21 protein-coding genes are annotated in these 21253 nt (G+C 54.3%); 4 read left to right on the top strand and 17 right to left on the bottom strand.

The window, feature by feature from the left end:
• From AC2CGP_RS23845 to mdh, 7 genes are all read right to left on the bottom strand, one after another.
• A partial coding sequence (locus tag AC2CGP_RS23845) for an OadG family transporter subunit (protein WP_207759439.1) occupies positions 1–137 on the bottom strand: 137 nt, incomplete at its 3' end.
• A 142-nt stretch (positions 138–279) separates the two neighbouring features.
• Positions 280–897: a L(+)-tartrate dehydratase subunit beta gene (gene ttdB, locus AC2CGP_RS23840; protein WP_015703618.1), complete on the bottom strand. Its 618-nt coding sequence runs from the start codon at positions 895–897 to the stop codon at positions 280–282.
• Positions 897–1796, bottom strand: a complete 900-nt coding sequence (gene ttdA, locus AC2CGP_RS23835; protein WP_020077826.1) for a L(+)-tartrate dehydratase subunit alpha — start codon at positions 1794–1796, stop codon at positions 897–899. The genes ttdB and ttdA overlap by 1 nt, the downstream gene beginning before the upstream one ends.
• A gap of 32 nt (positions 1797–1828) precedes the next feature.
• Positions 1829–3097 (bottom strand): SLC13 family permease, encoded by a 1269-nt coding sequence (locus AC2CGP_RS23830; RefSeq protein WP_045367841.1) that lies wholly within the window; start codon positions 3095–3097, stop codon positions 1829–1831.
• A gap of 212 nt (positions 3098–3309) precedes the next feature.
• Positions 3310–3975 (bottom strand): GntR family transcriptional regulator, encoded by a 666-nt coding sequence (locus AC2CGP_RS23825; protein ID WP_020077824.1) that lies wholly within the window; start codon positions 3973–3975, stop codon positions 3310–3312.
• Entirely contained in the window at positions 3962–4591 is a 630-nt protein-coding gene (locus tag AC2CGP_RS23820) for a GntR family transcriptional regulator (RefSeq protein WP_015703622.1), read from the bottom strand. The genes AC2CGP_RS23825 and AC2CGP_RS23820 overlap by 14 nt, the downstream gene beginning before the upstream one ends.
• A gap of 131 nt (positions 4592–4722) precedes the next feature.
• Positions 4723–5661 (bottom strand): malate dehydrogenase, encoded by a 939-nt coding sequence (mdh, locus tag AC2CGP_RS23815; RefSeq protein WP_020077823.1) that lies wholly within the window; start codon positions 5659–5661, stop codon positions 4723–4725.
• A gap of 415 nt (positions 5662–6076) precedes the next feature.
• Here mdh and argR point away from each other — a divergent pair, with 415 nt between their 5' ends.
• From argR to yhcN-B, 3 genes are all read left to right on the top strand, one after another.
• Positions 6077–6547, top strand: coding sequence for a transcriptional regulator ArgR (gene argR, locus AC2CGP_RS23810; protein ID WP_015369474.1), 471 nt, complete (start codon positions 6077–6079; stop codon positions 6545–6547).
• A 380-nt stretch (positions 6548–6927) separates the two neighbouring features.
• A complete protein-coding gene (yhcN, locus tag AC2CGP_RS23805; protein ID WP_015369473.1) occupies positions 6928–7191 on the top strand; it encodes a peroxide/acid stress response protein YhcN in 264 nt (87 codons plus the stop codon).
• Positions 7192–7291: 100 nt separating this feature from the next.
• Positions 7292–7558, top strand: a complete 267-nt coding sequence (gene yhcN-B / locus AC2CGP_RS23800; RefSeq protein WP_015369472.1) for a DUF1471 family stress response protein YhcN-B — start codon at positions 7292–7294, stop codon at positions 7556–7558.
• A gap of 49 nt (positions 7559–7607) precedes the next feature.
• On the opposite strand, the gene AC2CGP_RS23795 is transcribed toward yhcN-B, so the two are convergent.
• From AC2CGP_RS23795 to aaeX, 4 genes are all read right to left on the bottom strand, one after another.
• On the bottom strand, positions 7608–7883 hold the full coding sequence (locus AC2CGP_RS23795; RefSeq protein ID WP_015369471.1) for a barstar family protein: 276 nt from the start codon (positions 7881–7883) through the stop codon (positions 7608–7610).
• 84 nt (positions 7884–7967) lie between these two features.
• Positions 7968–9935, bottom strand: coding sequence for a p-hydroxybenzoic acid efflux pump subunit AaeB (gene aaeB, locus AC2CGP_RS23790; RefSeq protein ID WP_015369470.1), 1968 nt, complete (start codon positions 9933–9935; stop codon positions 7968–7970).
• Positions 9936–9940: 5 nt separating this feature from the next.
• Positions 9941–10873, bottom strand: coding sequence for a p-hydroxybenzoic acid efflux pump subunit AaeA (aaeA, locus tag AC2CGP_RS23785; RefSeq protein ID WP_015369469.1), 933 nt, complete (start codon positions 10871–10873; stop codon positions 9941–9943).
• Between the two features lie 7 nt (positions 10874–10880).
• The gene (gene aaeX / locus AC2CGP_RS23780; protein ID WP_002918640.1) at positions 10881–11084 is read right to left on the bottom strand and encodes a p-hydroxybenzoic acid efflux pump operon protein AaeX; all 204 of its coding nucleotides are present in this window, start codon (positions 11082–11084) and stop codon (positions 10881–10883) included.
• 130 nt (positions 11085–11214) lie between these two features.
• On the opposite strand from aaeX, the gene aaeR reads away from it, so the two are divergent.
• Positions 11215–12144 (top strand): HTH-type transcriptional activator AaeR, encoded by a 930-nt coding sequence (gene aaeR / locus AC2CGP_RS23775; protein WP_020077822.1) that lies wholly within the window; start codon positions 11215–11217, stop codon positions 12142–12144.
• A 44-nt stretch (positions 12145–12188) separates the two neighbouring features.
• On the opposite strand, the gene tldD is transcribed toward aaeR, so the two are convergent.
• From tldD to mreC, 6 genes are all read right to left on the bottom strand, one after another.
• On the bottom strand, positions 12189–13634 hold the full coding sequence (tldD, locus tag AC2CGP_RS23770; protein WP_032715906.1) for a metalloprotease TldD: 1446 nt from the start codon (positions 13632–13634) through the stop codon (positions 12189–12191).
• A 114-nt stretch (positions 13635–13748) separates the two neighbouring features.
• Positions 13749–17546, bottom strand: coding sequence for an AsmA2 domain-containing protein YhdP (gene yhdP, locus AC2CGP_RS23765; protein WP_086630568.1), 3798 nt, complete (start codon positions 17544–17546; stop codon positions 13749–13751).
• A gap of 89 nt (positions 17547–17635) precedes the next feature.
• Positions 17636–19105 (bottom strand): ribonuclease G, encoded by a 1470-nt coding sequence (gene rng / locus AC2CGP_RS23760; protein WP_015369465.1) that lies wholly within the window; start codon positions 19103–19105, stop codon positions 17636–17638.
• Positions 19106–19107: 2 nt separating this feature from the next.
• Positions 19108–19689, bottom strand: a complete 582-nt coding sequence (locus AC2CGP_RS23755; protein ID WP_015369464.1) for a Maf family protein — start codon at positions 19687–19689, stop codon at positions 19108–19110.
• An 8-nt stretch (positions 19690–19697) separates the two neighbouring features.
• The gene (gene mreD / locus AC2CGP_RS23750; RefSeq protein ID WP_015369463.1) at positions 19698–20186 is read right to left on the bottom strand and encodes a rod shape-determining protein MreD; all 489 of its coding nucleotides are present in this window, start codon (positions 20184–20186) and stop codon (positions 19698–19700) included.
• Entirely contained in the window at positions 20186–21184 is a 999-nt protein-coding gene (gene mreC, locus AC2CGP_RS23745; protein WP_015369462.1) for a rod shape-determining protein MreC, read from the bottom strand. Before mreC ends, mreD begins: the two co-directional genes overlap by 1 nt.
• Positions 21185–21253 lie beyond the last annotated feature (69 nt).

Raw genomic sequence — 21253 nt, 5'->3', positions numbered from 1 at the left:
GGCTCAGGGAACAGACGGGTAACGGCGAGAGACATTCCCCGGATGGCGAAAATGAGCAGCAGCAGAAACGCCAGCACGAAGCCCATGCCGAGGAACATCAGGGTGAAGCCTTCGCCTAACAGAACGGCATCAGTCATAAAATAGCCTTTGGAGGAGCGCAATAATGGCGTGATGAACAACCGCGATAGCCGAGTGGATTTCCCCAGACCACATAGTCAGAAGCCTCTTTATCGCGGAAATTAATTCTCGCCATTACTGCGCAAGATATTTAACCGGGAATTATTTAATGAAACTTACGTGCTGGCAGATTTCATCGGCGACAATTTCTTTGCGCTGATTAAATATCACCTTATTCTGCTCAAACAGGTTATTTCCGTGGGTATCGATCGACACAATAAGTGGGCCGAATTCTTTCACCCGGCAAACCCATAAGGTTTCCGGCATACCCAAATCACGCCACTGGGCGTCTTCAATTTCTTCCACACAGACCGCGGCAACCACCGCGCAGCCGGCCGGGAAGACGCAATGCAGCGCTTTATGTTCGGCACAGCCCTCTTCGGTCCCCTTACCCATACCGCCTTTGCCAACGATTAATTTCACACCGGTCTTAGCAATAAATTCTTTTTCAAATTTCTCCATGCGCATACTGGTGGTTGGCCCAACGGAGACCATTTCAAATTTATCTTCCGTACCTTTAATCGGCCGCACAATGGGCCCGGCATGTAATATCGCGCCGCCGGCAACGTTGACCGGTAATTCACGACCGCCTTCAATTAAACGACGGTGAGCTACATCACGACAGGTAACAATATGACCATTGAGATAAATAATATCGCCCGCTTTAATATCAGCTAAATCTTCATCTTTAATTGGCGTAGTGAGTATTTTTTTAGTCATCAGAAAGCCACTCCTGTGTGAGACGTAATGGTGTAATTCAAATCTTTATCGAAAACGATATGTCCTTTGCGGTGCGACCAGCAGCCAACGTTGACCGCCACGCCGATGGTGGAAGGATGGCGCGCAGTGTTTTCGATATTGACGCCCATCACCGAGGTGTTACCGGACATCCCCTGCGGGCCAAGGCCAATTTTGTTGATGCCGTCTTCGAGCATTTTCTCCAGCGATGTCGCGCGCTCATTCTCATTACGCGACCCCACCGGGCGCATCAGCGCTTTCTTCGACAGCAGCGCCGCGGTTTCAACGGAGGTCGCGACGCCAATGCCAACCAGCAGCGGCGGACAGGCGTTCAGGCCATAGCTGGTCATCACATCCAGTACGAAACGGGTAACGCCTTCGTAACCGGCGCCCGGCATTAGCACCATCGCTTTACCCGGCAGCGAGCAGCCGCCGCCGGCCATATAGGTGTAAATGCTGCACTGGTCGGAATCAGGGACGATCTCCCAGAATACCGTCGGCGTACCTTTACCCACGTTTTTACCGGTGTTGTATTCGTCAAAGGTCTCCACGCTGTTATGGCGCAGCGGAGAATCCACGGTGGCTTTAATCACCGATTCGCGCAGCAGCGCTTCCAGTTCGCCAATCAGCGGGAAGTTGGCGCCGCACTCAACCAAAAACTGAATCACGCCGGTGTCCTGGCAAGAGGGACGATCCAGCTCTTTGGCCAGACGCTGGTTTTCAACCATGGTAGTAAAGATGACGTCAGCCAGCTGGCTGGTCTCTTTTTTATGCAACTCTTTCAGTTTTGCAGTGACGTCATCAGGCAATACTTTGCCGGTATATCCCACGAATTTGGCCATAATATCGGTCATTCGGGATATCTGTTCGCTTTTGCTCATAAAGGCTCCTTAGTCAGAACAGCGTCCGTAAATTACGGGTGAAAAGGGAAAAGAATTGGCAGCAGTACGAGGCTGACAATGGTCGAAACAATAATCAGAGGGAGGCCGGATTTGGCGTAATCGACAAACTTATAGCCGCCGGCTGAGAGCACCATCATGTTGGCGGGCATACCGATCGGCGTCGCGTAGGCGCAGGAACTGCCGATAACGGTCGCCATCAGGACCGCTTTCGGATCGGCGCCCATACCGGCCGCTATCGACAAACTCACCGGTACCAGTAGCGCGACGGTAGCGGTATTGGACATAAAGTTGGTCATGATGACGGACAGTACAAAGACCACCACCATCAACATGAACGGGGAAGAGTTCTGGCCCAGCATGCCGATGACATGATCGGCAACCAGCTTGCCCGCGCCGGTCATTTCCAGCGCTTTTGCCAGCGCCAGCGTGCCGCCAAAAATGAAAATAGTTTGTGAATCAATCGCTTTGTAAGCCTGCTTTTCCGTCAGCACGCCGGTAAACACCAGTACCAACGCACCGATACAGCCTGCAACCGTCAGGCTAATGCCGGTCTGTTTCTCAAAAATCATGCCGAGGATCGTGGCGATCAGCACCACCAGCGACAGGATCTGTTTCCAGCGCGGAACGTCGCTGTAATCACGCTGTTCGCCGACGCCGCCGACTTCGTCGCTATTCCCGGTAGCAGGCAGAAATTTATAGCCAATTGTCAGGAAATAGAGGATGCCGCAGAGCAGCATCGGTAAACCCACTTTCGCATACTCAAAAAAGCCAAAGCCGCTACCAATATTCTGTAACGCCGATTGCGCGATCAGGTTGCCGGGCGCGCCAATCAACGACAGGTTGCCGCCGAGCGCGGCGGCAAATACCAGCGGCATCAGTAAACGAGAGCGGGCAAAACCCGATTTCGCCGCGACGCCAATCACCACCGGGATCAGCACCGCCGCCGTACCGGTGTTGGAAAGAAAGCCCGACATCACGCCGACCACCACCATGATGGTGAAAATCAGCTGTTTTTCGGTTTTGGCAAAGTGAGTGATCACCCCGCCGACTTTATTGGCCATCCCGGTTTCAAATAACGCCCCGCCGACGACGAACATGGCGACAAAAAGAATGACGTTGGAGTCGATAAAACCAGCAAAAGCTTGTTTTAGATCCAACACGCCGGTGAGTACTAACGCCACGCAGACCACCATGGAAGTCACTGCCAAAGGCACCTTCTCCCAGACGAACATGACGATAGCGAACACCAGCAAACATAAGGTGATGGTAATCGGTTCCATATTTATAATTATCCCTATCAATGATATATGATATTGTATCCAATATTGACGAAGGAGAAATTATGCCCATACAAAAAGTAAGTCAATGCGTTTTTGAGGAAAGATCGCGCAGTGCGATCTGCATCAAGATCCTGCGCAGATCGTCACAAGAAGTGATTGATAACGATGATCAATAAGAAAAAAGCCTGCAATTGCTCCACAGGCAATTGGCGTTACGCGGTGGTATCAGGAAGGTAGCGCGTTAACATGTTCTCCATCGAGCGGATAATATGCTTGCGCATACGCTGGCGCGCCAGCTCTTCATTATGCTGCTCAAGTGCCTGTAAAATCTCTTTATGTTCGTGGATGGAGATAGCGGCATACTCCGCTTCGGTCACCTTGTACCCCATCGACAGTCCGTTCCACATATTACAAAGCAGCATCTTCATTTTTTCGTTGCCTGCGGCGTTCCAGATCTCCATATGGAAAGCCTGGTTCAGGTCGGAATATTCAGTGAAGTTATTATCGGCCAGCGCTTTTTCCGCTGAGTAGTGTACCTGGGCAATGCGCGAAATATCCGTGCCGGGACGGGAAGCTTTCGCCACCGCCTCGCTTTCCAGCAGCGCGCGAATTTCATAATGCTCGCGGATCGTCTGCTCGTTGATCCCCAACACCACCGCGCCTTTATTGGGGCGGACTTTAATCAGGCCATCGGCGGCTAAAATCTGAAACGCTTCGCGTACCGGCATGCTGGAAACGCCGACCATACGGGCAATGCCTTCGAGAGTTATCTCCTGCCCTTCCACTAAATCCCGCGAAAGAATCGCTTTGCGTAATACCGCCGCGACCTGCTCTTTCGCCGAAAGAAGCTTAATTTTCCCTAATTTAGGCTTCTGCACTTTCCCAATCCTTCATATGTTGACGCATAATTTCCGCAAGCATGAGGAAATAACGCTGTGTTGCCTGAGCAATATTGCCCGCATCGCCGCGGCTAATGGCTCCGGCCAGTTCATGTAGTATCAGTGCCGATTCCTGGCTATCGTCTTTCAGATACAGGATGACATAAGAGATATATCCATCCAAAAATTGCTGATAAGCCTTCGCCAGATAGCGGTTATCAAGATAGGAAATCAGCAACTGATGAAATTCCAGTTCGCGAGTTTTGTCGCCAGGCTGCGCCAGCGCTTGTGCGCGCCCGAGCAGCAATTCCCCCTGGTTTGCCGGCACCAGAGTGAACAATTCGGCAGCCATCACCGCGATCACGCGAAAAATTTGGCTAACATCATCAGGCACCAGTTTTGATACCTGCATATGGCGGTTAGGCAAGCGCACCAGAAAGCCCTCTTGTTCAAGGGACTGCAACGCTTCTCTAACCGGCATACGTGAAAGCCCTAGCTGCTCGGCAATACTCTCCTGCGCCAGCTCATCTCCCGCTTTCATCGCTCCGGACAGAATTTGATAGCGAATGATTTGCGTAATGTGGTCCCTGGTCTGCTTTCGTTCGATCTTTTTCACAACGTCCTCATTGCTTAGGGCTTAAGACGCGGGGATTTTAGCAGATTTAGCCGCCAGGCGGCGCATTCGGCAGGGATATGAGGCGATAAAAAAGCCGGAACGACGGTTCCGGCTTTTCTGCTAAGTAGACATTACTTATTCACGAAATCTTCGCCGAGGGCGATATCTTTCTTCAGCGTATCCAGCATGCCTTCCAGCGCCTGCTGTTCAAAAACGCTAAGTTTACCGATGGACTGGCGCTCTTCCACGCCATTTTTGCCCAACAGCAGCGGCTGCGAGAAGAAACGGGCATACTGGCCGTCACCTTCGACATAGGCACATTCAACCACGCCTTTTTCACCCTGCATTGCACGCACCAGTGAGAGCCCGAAACGCGCAGCGGCCTGGCCCATCGACAGCGTCGCCGATCCGCCGCCCGCTTTCGCTTCCACGACTTCCGTCCCGGCGTTTTGAATACGTTTGGTGAGATCCGCGACTTCCTGCTCACTAAAGCTGACGCCAGGGATCTGCGACAGTAAAGGCAGAATAGTGACGCCAGAGTGGCCGCCAATGACCGGAACTTCAACCTCTGTTGCCGACTTGCCTTTCAGCTCGGCGACAAAAGTATTAGAACGAATGATATCGAGGGTGGTAACGCCAAACAGTTTGTTTTTATCGTACACACCGGCTTTTTTCAGCACTTCGGCGGCGATAGCGACGGTGGTATTTACCGGGTTGGTGATAATACCGATGCAGGCCTGCGGACAGGTTTTTGCGATCTGCTGCACCAGGTTTTTAACGATACCGGCATTAACATTAAATAAGTCGGAACGATCCATGCCGGGCTTACGCGCGACGCCGGCGGAAATCAGCACCACATCAGCGCCTTCCAGCGCCGGGGTGGCATCTTCACCGGAGAAACCTTTGATTTTTACATCTGTGGGAATATGACTTAGATCTACCGCCACGCCCGGCGTAACCGGAGCGATGTCGTACAACGAGAGCTCTGAACCTGAAGGCAGTTGGGTCTTAAGTAGTAGGGCAAGCGCCTGGCCGATTCCACCAGCGGCGCCGAGGACTGCAACTTTCATCCTAAACTCCTTATTATGGTTAATATAGTCTTTCGTTATTCCGTCGCCTGGACCTTAATTCACAAGATGAACAATTACAATAATTATGGCTGAAGAATGCGGGGTACGCGCAATGATGCAGCAAATTCGCATTTTTCTTCCTGAGACTGGCCATCCAGCAAAGCCGTAGTACCGGATCGACTATTGGTTACAATACACCCAGCTCGCTCGGCAAAACAATATCAATTTCATAACATTTATTTCACTTTTACAGCGATTTACCCGCTGTGATGCAGGCATGTTCCTCATCAGGGTTATTTGCTAAAATATGCGCCTTTCATAACATTATTTACGCTATTCCTTTGCGGATTATTTGCATAAAAATGCACTTGTATGCATAATGATGTTGTTTTTACCACCATAATCTGGGTGACTTATGCGTAGTTCGGCAAAACAAGAAGAACTGGTTAAAGCGTTTAAATCGCTGCTTAAAGAAGAAAAATTCAGCTCGCAAGGCGAAATCGTTCAGGCGCTGCAGGAAGAAGGTTTCGAGAACATCAACCAATCGAAAGTTTCCCGCATGTTGACAAAGTTTGGCGCCGTTCGCACGCGTAACGCCAAAATGGAAATGGTCTACTGTTTGCCTGCCGAACTCGGCGTGCCGACGACCTCCAGCCCGCTGAAAAATCTGGTACTGGACATCGATTATAACGATGCGGTGGTGGTGATTCACACCAGCCCCGGCGCGGCGCAGCTGATCGCACGCCTGCTGGATTCCTTAGGCAAAGCCGAAGGTATTCTGGGTAGTATCGCGGGGGATGACACTATCTTTACCACCCCTGCCCGCGGTTTTTCCGTTAAAGATCTCTACGACGCGATTCTGGTCCTGTTCGAACAGGAACTCTAAGCGCTCCCCCTCTGGTTCCTGCCAGAGGGTTCTTCCCCGCAAAATGCTATCCCCCAAACCTTCAAATAAAGCAGCATTTTTTTAACATTTAGTGTGGTTTTCCACCTCTATACATTCCTTTACCGAATGATAACGGCTAAAGCGCACAAAAGATCAAATCGCAATATCTATTTGATTTAAATATAAATAATTATGACATTCACCCCATGAATGACATTTCTAATTCTTATACGTTATAAAAACGACATTTCTTGGAAATTATTTACACTGAAAACAATTAGCATGGTATTAATATTTTTGGTGATTAGTGTATACTTGATTTTGTGATGAGGGTCACGAAACAAAGCCCCCTAATAATAAAATTCGACGAGGTGAACATCATGAAAATCAAAACCACTGTAGCCGCACTCAGCATGCTATCCGTACTGTCCTTTGGCGCTTTCGCCGCTGATTCAATCAACAGCACTCAAGCGGAAAGCCGCCAGTCACTGGGCACCGTATCTATCGGCGCGGTAGGTTCTTCCCCGATGGATATGCATGAAATGCTGAACAAAAAAGCACAAGAAGAAGGTGCTTCTTCTTATCGCATTATCGAAGCTCGCACCGGCGACCATTGGCACGCCACTGCTGAACTTTATAAATAAGCTTTAACGATTGTCGGTCATTAACTGAAACAGTATCTCTTCAGCGGCCTGGGTTCATACGAAATCTCCCGCCGCTGCACATAAGGTTGGAGTCAAGATTATGAAAAGCGCAATTATCATCGCATCCCTGGGTCTGGCATCAGTTCTCTCTTTCGGCGCAAGCGCAGCCGTACAGCAAGTGAATGCCGATCAAGCACAAAACCTGCAACCAATGGGCACTATCTCTGTATCGCAAGTAGGTAGCGCGCCAATGGATATGCGCCAGGAACTCGCGGCTAAAGCCGAGAAAGAAGGCGCCAGCAGCTACCGCATTATTGAAGCTCGTACCGGCGACAGCTGGCACGCGACTGCTGAGTTGTACAAATAAACCCTCGTCGTCTTATCCGACGACTTGCCCCCGCCTGCCGGGGGCTTTTTTATGCCCAACGGGCATTGAAACGTAGTTGTCCTTCCAGCTCCTCTTCCGCTTCATCGAACAGCAAAATTAACGCGCCAAAGCGACGACGCTGTTTTTCATCCAGATGGACAAATTCAATCTCCAGCGGGAACGGTAAGCGCCCTCCCGTCACCGCGCTCCACAGCGCGTCAAGGTTATCCACCTGCTTATCCGGTAGCGCGAAGGCGCGGGAAAACTCACGATAGAAATCCTGTTGCTCAGCTATTTCATCAAAATCAAAGGTATAAATAGTCATTGCCCGCCGCCCCTTCCGCTCTGTCCCTCTACACCAAATAAGTATAGCGATAAAAAAACCGACGCCGGGGCGTCGGTTCGCAGGTTAGCTATTGGTGAGCACGTGCTGATATTTTTTCAGCATATCCACCAGCCGTCGCACCGGTTCAGTGACCTGGGGCGAAGCCTGCCAGTGAAGGAGTTTTTCCTGATAAACATCAAGCTCTTCCAGCAGACGGGTAAAGTAACGGCGGCGCTTATCGTCGCTGCCGGCGGAGATAACGTGATCGGCGGTTCGCCGCAGCTGGCGGTGGAAGGCCGACAGATCCTCGTTTACCGGTACCGGGGCATCGCGTAGACGCTGGTGCGCGATAATCAGCGTCAACGCTAACCGAAAGCGGGCGATATCGCCGGGAAACTTGTTCAGCAGTAAAAACAGCTGTTGATACAGCGCCGGCAAATGGTTCTCTTTTCGCCTTGCGCTGTTAGTAGTGAGCGAAGAGACCGCCGCCGAGACGAACTGGTTCAATAACACCCGTCCGGTGCGTGCCTGCGAGTTATCACGCACTAACAGAATCACCATCAGCGCGAGGAAACAGCCGACAATCTGCCCCAGGGCGCTATCGAGGAACTGGCTAAACTGGAACTGCATCGGGTTATCCAGCACCAAAATGTTGATGGTGCTCGCTAAAGCCCCCAGCGATCCCAACCGCCGCTTTTGTACCTCAATGCCGATAAAGAACGCCATCGCGGCAAGGCTGATACACAATAGCAGCATGCTCTGTTGCGTCGCAGGCATGACGACAAGGAAGAACAGCGCGCCGAGCGGTAAAGCGGCAAGGGTGCCATAGAGGAAGTCTAAGGCCACCATCCGCGGGTTAGGCAGACGCATCGCCAGCGCGGTCACCACGGCAATCATGACCATCGCCCCGCTACCGGATGTCCAGCCGGTCCATAGCCAGAACAGGGTGCCGAGAATACAGGAAATGGAGGTTCGCCAGAAGTTAACCATCGCGTGGTGACGTTCGGCGGACTCAACCTTCACCACCGTCTCGCCGCGTAGAACTTCATCTTCAATACGGCTGATTTTGGTGTTGCCAACCACGCCGCGCTTGAGCAGCAGGTAACGCGTCGCCGCGCCGACCCAGCTATAAATAGTGACCGGCGTATTGTGTTCACCTTTCCATGTCAGGAAGCGGCGCATACGCTTAAGCTGTTGATGCACATCCTGTACCGTTTCCACTGGCTCAGCGAACAGCTCGCGGTAGTCGTCAGTCACCATCTCCGGGCGTGAGTTCTGGATCAGATAGGTTTCGCAGGCCTGAGTAATCAGCGTCAGCGATAGCGTGTTGATCGCCTTTAGCCGCTGGTTTACCTTCGACCAGCGCGAAGATTCCATGATCAGATTGCCGCGCATTCCTTCCAGTGCGGCAGTACGGCGCACCAGCGCTCCCCAGGCTTTGTCCACCACCTCGCTATCGCCATGGGCGACACAAAGCTGCATCAGGCGATACTGATCCAGTAGCAGGTTATCCAGTTCGAGGTCGATCTCTTTTTTGATGGAGCGCGGGGAAAATAGCAGGTCAGCGACGATGGCGCTGACGATCCCGATGACGATTTCGCTACAGCGCTCAACGGCAAACTGCGGCGCCAGCATCGGGTCGGTATGAATGGTGATGATGATAATCAGCGCCGTATAACCCGCCAGCCCCCAGGCGTAGGAGTTTTCCACCTTCACCAGCGAGGAGATCCAGGTGCAGAAACCGGCCCAGAGACAGCAGACCAGCATCATCAATAGCGGCGCGCGGATCATGAGGATAATGATCGCCAGCGCGGCAATACAGCCGATAAACGTCCCGGCAATACGCAACATTCCACGGTAACGAATCGCCCCGGAATAGGGTTCACCGCCGGCGGCAAATGCCGGGCCGGCGGTCACGATAGCCGCGGTCAGTACGGCCCAGCGCGGCGTCTCAAGCTGAAAATGAAAGCCGACAAACAGCGCCAGCACCACCGCGCATGCAAGCTTAATCGCAAAGCGGAGATGCCGGGGAGCAATGGTATAGGTCCCCATGGCGATTAACCAAACTCACGTAAGCGCATGGCGACTTTCTGGAAGAAGTTGGCCTGGCTGGCGTCGCGATCTTCTTTACCGGTAATGACGACGGTTGCGGTGGTGCCCGACGGCCAGAGGTTGCCCTGCTGCTGGTCAAGACGAATACGTACCGGCACGCGCTGCGCCAGACGCACCCACTCAAGGTTGGAGTCAACAGAGGCCATCCCTTTTGTATCGCTGCTGCTACTGGCGTTAGTCACGCCCGCGGCAACGCTGTCAACGGTACCTTTTATCACCTTACTACTGCCGAGCGGAGTGATTTCGGCGCGATAACCCGGACGCACGCCTTCCAGCTTAGTCTCTTCCAGGTATGCCATCACGTAGAAGGTATTTTGTTTCACCAAAGCGACCGCGGTCGAACCGCGGGTTATGAATTCGCCGGCGTAGACGTTCAGGTTGGTCACCCAGCCGTCGGCCGGCGCGCGAATCACCGTGCGTTCGAGATCCAGTTTGGCTAAATCGCGGCTGGCCACCGCTTTCGCCAGCTGATGCTCTACGGTTTGCAGCACGTTGTTGGCCTGGTCAATCTCTTCGCGCGACATCGCCTGCACGCCGAGCTTGTTACGGCGCCCGGCTTCAACGCGTTTTTCCTGAGCCAGCGTCTGGTAATAGGAGACATCGGCTTGCGCCTCCGCCAGCGCTTTTTGGTAACGAGGTTGGTCAATAACGAACAATACCTGGTCTTTCTTAACCAGTTGGTTATCCTTGACATTCACCTGTGAAATGAGCCCGGACACATCCGGGGCGATGGCGACGATATCGGCGCTAAAGCGCGCATCGCGCGTCCACGGCGACGCGGTGTAGTACACCCATGCGCGAAAAATAGCGATAAACGCCAGAATAACCAGTATCACAGTGATGGCAGTACGCAGGATATTTCTTGTTAGTGTTTTCACATCGACCTCAAACGAACAAGCGCGATATCAGATAAAACAGACAGCAATACAGCGCAGTATTAAACAGTGCAGGGTGCCAGACAAAATCATAAATACCGGTCGGAACCAGCAAACGGTGCACCAGCCAGAAGATGGCTAGCGACAATAGCAGCTCAAAGAAGATCGGCGGAAACGATAAGCCGAAAATCACTATGACAGGAAACAGACTCATGATGACCTTGATAAGAAGCGTACAGGTGGTAGCGTGATGCGTTTATTATGTAGCTAACTATATATTAACGTAACAATTGCAGCCTTATCTATAATATGTGATCTAAATCACTTTTAAGCCAGAGTGAATAATGGAACGACTAAAACGCATGTCGGTGTTCGCCAAAGTGGTTGAGCTGGGCTCTTTCACCGCCGCCGCACGCCAGCTCCAGATGAGCGTTTCATCTATCAGCCAGACCGTTGCTAAACTGGAAGACGAGCTACAGGTAAAGCTGCTCAACCGCAGCACCCGCAGCCTGGGCTTAACAGAAGCGGGTAAAATTTATTACCAGGGCTGCCGAAGAATGCTCTTTGAAGCGCAGGACGTCCATGAACAGCTGTATGCCTTCAACAATACTCCAATCGGCACGCTGCGCATCGGTAGCTCTTCAACTATGGCACAGAATGTGCTGGCGCGCATAACCGCCGACATGCTCAAAGAATATCCGGGTTTATCGATTAATCTGGTGACCGGCATCCCTGCGCCAGACCTGATTGCCGATGGCCTCGACGTGGTAATACGCGTCGGCGCATTGCAGGATTCCAGCCTCTTCTCACGGCGGCTGGGCTCGATGCCGATGGTGCTCTGCGCGGCGAAAAGTTATCTTCAGCACGCGGGATGCCCGGAAAAACCGGCGGATCTCGCCAGCCACTCGTGGCTGGAATATAGCGTACGGCCAGATAATGAGTTCGAAATTATCGCCCCGGAGGGGATCTCAACACGCCTGATCCCACAAGGGCGTTTCGTCACTAACGATCCGATGACGCTGATCCGCTGGCTGACTGCCGGCGTTGGCGTGGCCTACGTTCCGCTGATGTGGGCGATCGACGAGATCAATCGCGGTGAACTGGAGATCCTGCTGCCGAGCTATCAATCGGATCCGCGGCCGGTCTATGCGCTGTATACCGAAAAAGACAAACTGCCGCTGAAGGTGCAGGTATGTATTAACTATCTGACGGATTATTTTGTCGAGGTGGCGAAGATCTATCAGGGAATGCACGGGCGCGGGATGACCCGTTAATTGACATCCCGGCAGCGGCTTCGCGCCGCCGGGACCAGCCGTTATCAGGCGGTGCCGCCAACGGTAAGGTTGTCGACTTTCAGCGTCGGCTGGCCGACGCCGACCGGCACGCTCTGCCCTTCTTTACCGCACACGCCAACGCCGCTATCCAGCTTCAGGTCGTTACCAACCATAGAAATCTGCTGCATCGCTTCGATACCGGAACCGATTAGCGTCGCGCCTTTGACTGCCTTGGTCACTTTGCCTTTTTCAATCAGGTAAGCTTCCGAGGTCGAGAAGACAAATTTACCGGAGGTGATATCCACCTGGCCGCCGCCGAAGTTCGGCGCATAGATACCGTAATCGACCGATTCGATAATCTCCTGCGGCGTCGACTTACCGGCCAGCATATAGGTGTTGGTCATCCGCGGCATCGGCAGATGCGCATAGGATTCACGGCGACCATTACCGGTCGGCGCAACGCCCATTAAACGCGCGTTGAGCTTATCCTGCATATAACCTTTCAGGACACCGTTTTCGATAAGCACATTGTATTGACCCGGCGTACCTTCGTCATCAATCGCGACCGAACCACGGCGATCGGCCATGGTGCCGTCATCCACGACGGTGCACAGTTCAGAGGCGACTAATTCGCCCATGTGACCGCTGAAGACCGAGGTGCCGCGACGGTTAAAGTCACCTTCCAGACCGTGGCCAACGGCTTCATGCAGCAGCACGCCAGGCCAGCCCGCGCCAAGCACCACCGGCAGCATTCCGGCTGGCGCGGCAACCGCGGACAGATTGACTAATGCCATACGTACCGCTTCACGCGCCCAGACATCCGCCCGTACGTCGCCATCCAGCGGCGCAAGGAAATAATCATAGCCAAATCGCCCGCCGCCACCGCTGGCGCCGCGCTCGCGTTTGCCGTCTTCCTCCACCAGCACGCTTACGGAGAGGCGAACCAGAGGACGGACATCAGCGGCCAGCGTCCCGTCCGTTGCCGCCACCAGGATAAGCTCGTAGACGCCGCTCAGGCTGGCGGAAACTTCCTGCACGCGCTTATCGGCAGCACGCGCCACCTTATCAACGCGGCGCAGGATATCCAGTTTCTCTTCGCGGCTCATGCTCTGTAGCGGATCGACGCTGGTATAGAGAGTGCTGTATTCCACCGCGCCGAGCGTCTGCACTTTGCCGTCGCCATGGTCGCGGACGATAGTACGCGCCGCCTGGGCACTCTGTTCAAGCGCCAGTTTGCTGATTTGGTCCGCATAGGCAAAACCGGTTTTCTCGCCGCTTACCGCCCGGACGCCTACGCCCTGGTCAATATTGTACGACCCATCTTTAATGATGCTGTCTTCCAGAACCCAGGATTCGTGATAGCTCGACTGAAAATAAAGATCGCCGTAATCGAGACGGCGCTCAGCCAGTTGGCCAAGAATGGCAAACAGGTCCTGATGGTTCAGGCCATTTGCCGACAGTAATTGTTCACTTACCAGGTTCAAACTCATCGTTACGCTACTCGTTTGTTGCCGCCTGACATAGGGGAATGCCACGCGGCGAAAAAAATGACGGGGATAAAATGCCCTCTATTGAGAGTGCGATAATTCCCCGTACTCGTCAAATCATTGCTTTTTGTTACTGCGCGCCTGGCGCAGCACTTCATTGATTTCCGGCTGATCGATTGGACCCGTAATGCGATAGCGCAGAATCGACACTTTGTTCCACAGCGGCCCAAGCACCTTGCTGGCGGCAAACACCGCCGCGCCGACGATCGGGTTGACGGCGAATGCCGCCGCTACGCCGACGGTGGCCGAAATTTCCGGCGCCACCACCGCTTGTAAATCTAGACGACGACGCACCAGATCGACCGAACCTTTCATCGCGATGTCGGCTTCGAGCCCATCCACCAGCGTATCATCCGTATTCAGCACGCCGTCTTTAATCCACGCCGTACTGCGAATCGAATCAAACCAGAACCCTTCCTGGAAGGTGTCGCTGAAATCGAAGCGTAGCTTACGCAGCAGCGCGTCAACGCTCAATAGCCTTAACAACTGACCGGCATGACCGGTGCTCAGGTCAGTAAACTCGCCTTTGCCGAGGCGGCTTTTGAGGATCCCGTTCAGCGAAGCGACATCAGGCTGCCATGGCGGCGCGCGCCAGTGCAGATCGTAATCGACATCAAACGACGACCCTTTCACCGGCGTCGAGACACCGAAGAAGTTGACGAAGTCGTCCGTTTTATTGCCATGAAGCTTGCCTTTCAGCGAGGTACGTACGCCGCCTGGCGCATTTACCCAGACGCCATCGGTAGTGAGTCGGCCAAATCCGGTATCCACCAGGCCATTACTAAGGGTGAGCGTATCGCCCTTGATATCGAAGTCACCGTCGATTCGTCCATATTTTTGCCCCCACAGCCAGCACTCTTTACAGCGCAGCTGTAAATCCGGCCAGCCGCGGAAATCCAGACGGGTATCAGCCAGCGGGCCGCTCTCTTTTTTCGCCGTGCCGCTGTTATCGCTGGAAGGGTTGTAATAGAGGTAGCGAATAGCTGCCAGCCAGGGGGCATTCTTATGCATCGTCAACGTGGCATTGATTTCACGCCCCTGCGCCTCCACCTTCGAGCCGCTACCGTCAGGCTGAGAGACCAGACTGACGTTATTCCAGTTCTGCCCGGCGAAGGCCAGCGACGGTGTACGAAGCGTCACGCGCTCCGGGAAAGCCATATTACTGCTCACTTCGTTGACAGCGCCTTGCTGGAACAACGCCAGCCATTGCGCGCCATCCATCGCCGGCATGTTGAGCTCGACGCCTGATGCTTCAGGCAGCGACGGAATCGCTTTGCTGTCGGAGGTCAGAATCGCCCGATCGAGCGTCAGCTTGTTATTCAGTAACCAGCGGCTATTGACGTGGTTCTTGCTGCCGATGTTGCCGGTCAAATCGAAGCTGCTTAAGCCGCCGGTCACGTTGATTTTCACCGGCAACGGCTCACCCGCCGATTTATTCACCGGCGCAGGTAAGTGACTACTCACATTTTTCAGATCGCCGTTGATATCGACTTTGTAGCTCGCGCTACCGCGATACGGTAACTCAATGGCCACTTTGCCGTCCCAGGGGATGCTGCCGCTGAGTTCATCATTGACCGCTTTCGGCAGCAGGCCGGTACGCGTCGGCTGCCAGTTAGCGTTCATGCCGACGTCAACGAGGAAGGCTTTCGCCCCTTCAGTGGTGGTGAAATTGAGGTTCAACGGTTGATTAAACCAGGTCGCACTTAGCGGCCCGCTTTTTAAATCTCCGTTTTCAAAGCTGAACTGACCATTGAGATTCTTCAGCGTCGCGTCAATCGGCTTGATAAACAGATCATTATTTTTCAGCCGTACATCGCCTTTGGCGGTGGTCATCTCGCCATCAAGCGGGATAGCAAGATGTAAGCGAGCGCTCACATTACCATCAAGCTGCAGTTCATCCAGCGCCGAGCCGAGCGTATCCTTCAGCGGGGTCTGTTTGAAATAAGGGCCGACCTCTTTACCAGGGCCGTTAACATCGGCATCGATAAACAGTTTTTCATGGGAGTAGTCGGGGATCACCGCGTCAAGGTTGCTGGCAGTAACGTTGCCCAGCATCGCTTTATCCGCCTTCATCCACAGGCCGTTATTGACGAAGTTAAGGTTGATATCCAGTCCGGTCAGCGCCGGCCAGTCCGGCTGGAAGGCGAAAGTCGCGTTCTTCAGCGGTACCGAGACCTGGAATTGGCCTTCGTTATGCTCATAGGGGAACTGATGTGGGTTGCCGCCGTAAACCAGGGTGGCATTGCTGGCCTGGCCGCCCTTAATTGCGCCGCTCAGGTAATCCACCAGCGCTTTGCCCATCAGATTTTCCGGGAAATAGCGCCACGCCTGGCCGCCATCGTTGGTACTGATACCCGCCAGGATGCCTAACCACGGCTCATCGCCTGCTGGCTGCAGATAGCGGAAGCCGCCGCGCGCGCGAACGCCGGTCGCCTGCACGTCGATATCGCGGCCATCCAGCATAAAGCCCTTGCTGTTCTTCTCCCAGCTTAGAGTCGCATCGCCCTGGGCTATCTCCAGCGGTGCGCGAAAGACCGTTTCATAAGGCATTTTCGCCTGGGTCATATGCGCGCGCAGTTCGCCGTTTTCCACGCTGCCGCTCAGGCTGCCGGAGAAGTGCTCGGCTCCCGGCAACAGCTTCCACTGCTTCCACGCCAGATCGCTCCAGTCGGCCTGGAAACGGGTCTTTTCCGTTGCCTGCAGCGGGATATCCAATGCCAACAGGTTGATTTTGCCGCTCGGCTGGGTGGTTCGCCACACTTCGCCAAAGCTCGGCGCCAGCTTATCGGCCATCGGTTGCAGACCGGTTAGCCCGCCAAGCTCGAGATTGCTGGCGCGGATGCGTAGCTCATCGCTGCGCTGATTGTTATTGCCACCCACTTCCTGCGCCGGAATCCACGCCATCGCCAGCTCGCCGCGCGGCCAGGCTTTGCCGTCTATCGAGATCCGCGTATCGGGGATGTGAAATGCCCAGCTTTGATTTTCACGCGTGATATGCCCCGTCAGGTTATCCACCGACAGCTGATGCAGATGCTTATCGCCCTGCCAGCTGGCGCCGCCTTTTTTCAGCCATACATCGCCGCTGGCGACATCGCCTTTATCGATGGTCATCCAGCCTTCGAGACTAAAGCGCGCGCTCTGCAGGGCGATGTTGTCCTGCATCCAGCGCCCGAGCCAGGGTTTAACGTCGATGTCGTCGGCCTGTAACCAGAGGCGCCCCTTGTTAAGCAGGCCGTTCTCATCACGTAAATCCATCCGCACCTGCATGACGCCGTGCTGGCCGGTGAGGCTCGAAAGGCTCAGCTGCCCCTCGGCGCGGTGGCGATTTTTACCGTTAAGCCAGGTCAGCTGTGGGATCGCCAGTTCAGCACGCTGGCCGGAAATCGTCAGGAAGCTCAAATGGCTATCACGGAGAATAAAGTGGTCAAACTGGCGCAGGAACAGATCGCTGATGCGATCGGTCTTCAGGCTGGCGCCGTCGTCGTTAGTCTGGATGGGGGTATTGGTGTGAATTTGCAGTTGCCAGAAGGTCAGGTCGCGGAACTGCCAGCGCATATGTAGCAGACTTTGCCAGACGTCGAGGGCAAGGGTAACCCGTTTGATCGTCATTTCGCCACCGTCTTTCAAGGTGGCTTTAATATCGCGAACGTCCAGCGTCGGGCCGAAGTTTTCCCAGTTGGCGTTGATCTGCGAGGCATCAACCGCGACCCCGGATACCGCGGTAATTTTCTCCAGCAGTTGGGGACGCCAGTTATTTAGCTGCGGCAATGCCAGACGCAGGCCACTCACCAGTAGCGCAACAATCACCACCACGGTTGCCACGGTGAGCAGTAATATCCCGGGCCATCGCCTCAACGCATCTCTCCTTGTCAGCCTGTTACGCTTTATCCTTCAGCCCGCCTGTTTACCGCCCCCGACGCCATCGGGAGCGACAGGCTGAATGATTACATCATTACCACATCGAACTGCTCTTGATTATAGAGCGGCTCAATTTGCACTTTGACCTGCTTGCCGACAAAGATTTCGACTTCCGCCAGCGCGTGGGACTCTTCCCCTTTCAGCGCTTCCGCGACGGCAGGTGAAGCATAGACCAGGAAGCGGTCTGAGTCATACGCATGATGCACACGAACTATTTCGCGCATGATCTCATAGCAGACCGTTTCGACCGACTTTACCGTGCCGCGCCCATGACAGGTAGGACACTCGTTACACAGCACATGTTCCACGCTTTCGCGGGTGCGTTTACGGGTCATCTCGACCAGCCCCAGCTGCGAGAAGCCGTTAATGCTGGTTTTCACCCGGTCTTTACTCAGCGCCTGCTCCAGGGAATGCAGTACCCGACGACGATGATCTTCATTATTCATATCGATAAAATCAATGATGATAATGCCGCCCAGGTTACGCAGACGCAGCTGGCGCGCGATAGCCTGCGTGGCTTCAATATTGGTATTGAAGATGGTGTCGTCGAGATTACGGTGGCCAACAAACGCCCCGGTATTGATATCGATGGTGGTCATCGCTTCGGTCTGATCGATGATCAGATAGCCGCCTGACTTCAGCTCGACTTTACGCTCCAGCGCGCGTTGGATTTCGTTCTCAACGTCAAAGAGATCGAAAATCGGCTGGCGGCCGCTGTAATGTTCCAGCTTGCTGGTCATTTCCGGAATGTATTCCGCGGTGAACTCCAGCAGCGCCTCGTAGGTCAGGCGCGAATCCACGCGAATGCGGTCAAGCTGAGCGTCGGCGAAATCGCGCAGCACGCGCTGGGCCAGCGCCAGCTCGCCATACATCTGATAGCGGGTCTGGTTGCGCTTTTTGCGCTCCATGACTTTGGTCCAGACGCGCTTAAGGTAGGCCGCATCCGCCGCCATCTCTTGCTCATGCACGCCTTCCGCCGCGGTGCGGATAATAAACCCGCCCTGCTCGTCGCAATATTCGGTAACCACGCTTTTCAGACGTTCGCGCTCGGCCTCGCTTTCAATACGCTGTGATACGCCGACGTGCGAAGCGCCCGGCATAAAGACCAGATAGCGGGAAGGTATGGTAATGTCGGTGGTCAGACGCGCGCCTTTGGTACCCAGCGGGTCTTTCACCACCTGCACCATCAGGTCCTGGCCCTGACGCACCAGCTCGGAAATATCGCGAACGGTAAACTGCTTCTGCTCTTCACCCGCCACGCACTCGGTGTGCGGCATGATATCGGAAGCATGCAGAAAGGCGGCCTTATCCAGGCCAATATCTACAAAAGCCGCCTGCATTCCAGGCAACACACGACTGACACGACCTTTGTAGATATTGCCTACGATTCCGCGCCGCGCTTCTCTCTCAATATGAATTTCCTGCAGGATCCCGCCATCGATATACGCGACGCGCGTCTCGGATGGCGTTACGTTAACTAATAATTCAGCCGTCATCTTTATCCCTTTTCTTCACGCAGTGAGTTAAAGTTACTCAGCAACTCATACGTTTCCACCAGCGGTAAGCCGACTACGGCGTGATAGCTGCCATTTATCTTCCTGACAAAACAACCACCCAACCCTTGAATACCGTATGCGCCTGCTTTATCTAAAGGTTCGCCACTGGCTACGTAGGTAGCGATATCCTGCTCGGAGAGCAGACGGAAGGTCACTTCCGTCACCACCAGGCAATCCAGCGTTTGCTGCTTATCCGCCAACGCCACCGCGGTCATCACCTGGTGGGTTTTTCCGGAAAGCATGCGAAGCATTTCTGCGGCGTGCCCGGCGTCGCGCGGCTTTTCCAGCACTTCGCCGTTAAGAATGACAATCGTATCCGCGCCCAACACCGGCAGATCGCGCGGCGCCATCGCCACGCCAGCCAGCGCTTTTTCTCGCGCCAGACGCGCAACGTAATGCGCAGCGCTCTCCTGCGGGCCGCGTCGTTCCTCAATACCCGGAACCAGACGTTCGAAAGAGAGACCAAGCTGAGTTAACAGTTCCTGCCGACGCGGGGAACCAGAAGCCAGATACAGAGTTGTCATATCAACCTTTATTGAACCGCAAATTGCTGACGCACTTTACGCATTAGCAGGAATAGCCACGGCCAGAGCACACCGTTTACTACACTACTCCAGAACACTTCCGGACGGAAAGAGACGTTGATCACTAAAAACTCTGCCCAGAAAACAATGATATCAACGGCAAGAGACAACAGCATGACCACCAGCGCCTGTTGCCAGAGCGCCAGATTACGGAACAGCTGATATTTTAAAGCGACCAGATAGGCAACAATACTTAACGACAGCGCACGTACGCCGAGGGTCGAACCGCTGATGAGGTCGAGAATCGCCCCCATCACAAATCCAGTACCGACGTTAACCCGGTGCGGCAGCGCGAGGATCCAGTACAACAGAATCAACAACACCCAGTTTGGCCGGAAGACGGTGATGTCCTGCGGCCAGGGCATAATCTGCAGCAATAGCGCAATAAGAAACGAGAGCCAGATAACCCAGCGTCCCTGGCTACGATAACTTGCCACTATTGCCCCCCTGCTGGCAGAGGTTGCGCGGACGGCGGCGGCGTCAGGCCTGTCGCCGGCGCCGGCATCTGCGGCCCCATCGCATCAGGCGCAGGCAGCACCTGCGGCATCATTTGCATCAGGCGCTCATTGGCAACGCGGTGCACCTCTTCCGGAGTCATCGGGTTAGCGCCGTTGCGATCGGCGCCCCACAGCAGCAGCAGATAGCGCAAACGCTGCAGTCCGGCGGTCGGACGGGCCTGGATCACCGTGTATGCACGCTGAGTATCCAGACGTACCGAGGAGACTACCCCAACCGGATACCCTTCCGGGAAGCGTCCGCCGAGCCCGGAGGTCACCAGCACATCGCCGACGCGAATATCGGTATTCGCCGGCAGATGTTCAAGCTGTAAATCATCAGTACAACCGTTACCGGCAGCAATGACGCGGATATCGTTACGCAGCACCTGGATCGGCAAGGCATGGGTCGCATCGCAAATGAGCAGCACGCGGCTGGTCATTTTCGCTACCGCCACCACCTGGCCGACAACGCCCTTGTCGCTAATGACCGGTTGGCCTTCATAAACGCCATTGACGCTGCCCTTGTCGATAACGACCTGATCGCTGTAGGGATCGTTAACCGTCGAGATAACCTGGGTCACCATCTTCTGCTCATCCTGACGCAGCGGCGAGCCTAACAGCTCACGTAGACGGGCGTTTTCTTGTTTGTATTGACCCAGCATCAGCAGATCGCTGTTTTTCAACAGCAGTTCCTGACGCAGCGCGCGGTTTTCGAGTTCGAGCTGATCGCGGGTCGCCAGCGATTGCGATACGCTGTCGAGCAGTTCCCGGGGACCATTTGAGATAAAGTAGAAAGGACTGACGGCTGTATCCATGTACGTTCGAATCTGGCTGAACGTACCCAGGCGGCTGTCGGCGATAATGACGCCAAGCGCCACCAAAACCGCCAGAATAAGGCGAATCTGTAGCGACGGGCCACGGCTAAAAATTGGCTTCATAGGCTATGCGTATTCTCGTGTCAGTAAAGACCAGAGGCAGCCCTTAAGCTGCCCCAGACCTTCAGGCTG

The organism is Klebsiella sp. SYXHC3, from assembly GCF_057196925.1.
The sequence above is the reverse complement of the archived record's forward strand: the minus strand, read 5'-3'. Positions and strand labels throughout refer to the sequence as shown.

Coding starts and splice junctions, on each gene's coding strand:
- argR (WP_015369474.1), top strand. CDS start 6,077: ATGCGTAGTTCGGCAAAACAAGAAGAACTGGTTAAAGCGTTTAAATCG.
- tldD (WP_032715906.1), bottom strand. CDS start 13,634: ATGAGTTTGAACCTGGTAAGTGAACAATTACTGTCGGCAAATGGCCTG.
- rng (WP_015369465.1), bottom strand. CDS start 19,105: ATGACGGCTGAATTATTAGTTAACGTAACGCCATCCGAGACGCGCGTC.
- AC2CGP_RS23755 (WP_015369464.1), bottom strand. CDS start 19,689: ATGACAACTCTGTATCTGGCTTCTGGTTCCCCGCGTCGGCAGGAACTG.
- AC2CGP_RS23830 (WP_045367841.1), bottom strand. CDS start 3,097: ATGGAACCGATTACCATCACCTTATGTTTGCTGGTGTTCGCTATCGTC.
- aaeX (WP_002918640.1), bottom strand. CDS start 11,084: ATGAGTCTGTTTCCTGTCATAGTGATTTTCGGCTTATCGTTTCCGCCG.
- ttdA (WP_020077826.1), bottom strand. CDS start 1,796: ATGAGCAAAAGCGAACAGATATCCCGAATGACCGATATTATGGCCAAA.
- aaeR (WP_020077822.1), top strand. CDS start 11,215: ATGGAACGACTAAAACGCATGTCGGTGTTCGCCAAAGTGGTTGAGCTG.
- yhcN (WP_015369473.1), top strand. CDS start 6,928: ATGAAAATCAAAACCACTGTAGCCGCACTCAGCATGCTATCCGTACTG.
- aaeB (WP_015369470.1), bottom strand. CDS start 9,935: ATGGGGACCTATACCATTGCTCCCCGGCATCTCCGCTTTGCGATTAAG.
- mdh (WP_020077823.1), bottom strand. CDS start 5,661: ATGAAAGTTGCAGTCCTCGGCGCCGCTGGTGGAATCGGCCAGGCGCTT.
- ttdB (WP_015703618.1), bottom strand. CDS start 897: ATGACTAAAAAAATACTCACTACGCCAATTAAAGATGAAGATTTAGCT.
- AC2CGP_RS23795 (WP_015369471.1), bottom strand. CDS start 7,883: ATGACTATTTATACCTTTGATTTTGATGAAATAGCTGAGCAACAGGAT.
- yhcN-B (WP_015369472.1), top strand. CDS start 7,292: ATGAAAAGCGCAATTATCATCGCATCCCTGGGTCTGGCATCAGTTCTC.
- mreC (WP_015369462.1), bottom strand. CDS start 21,184: ATGAAGCCAATTTTTAGCCGTGGCCCGTCGCTACAGATTCGCCTTATT.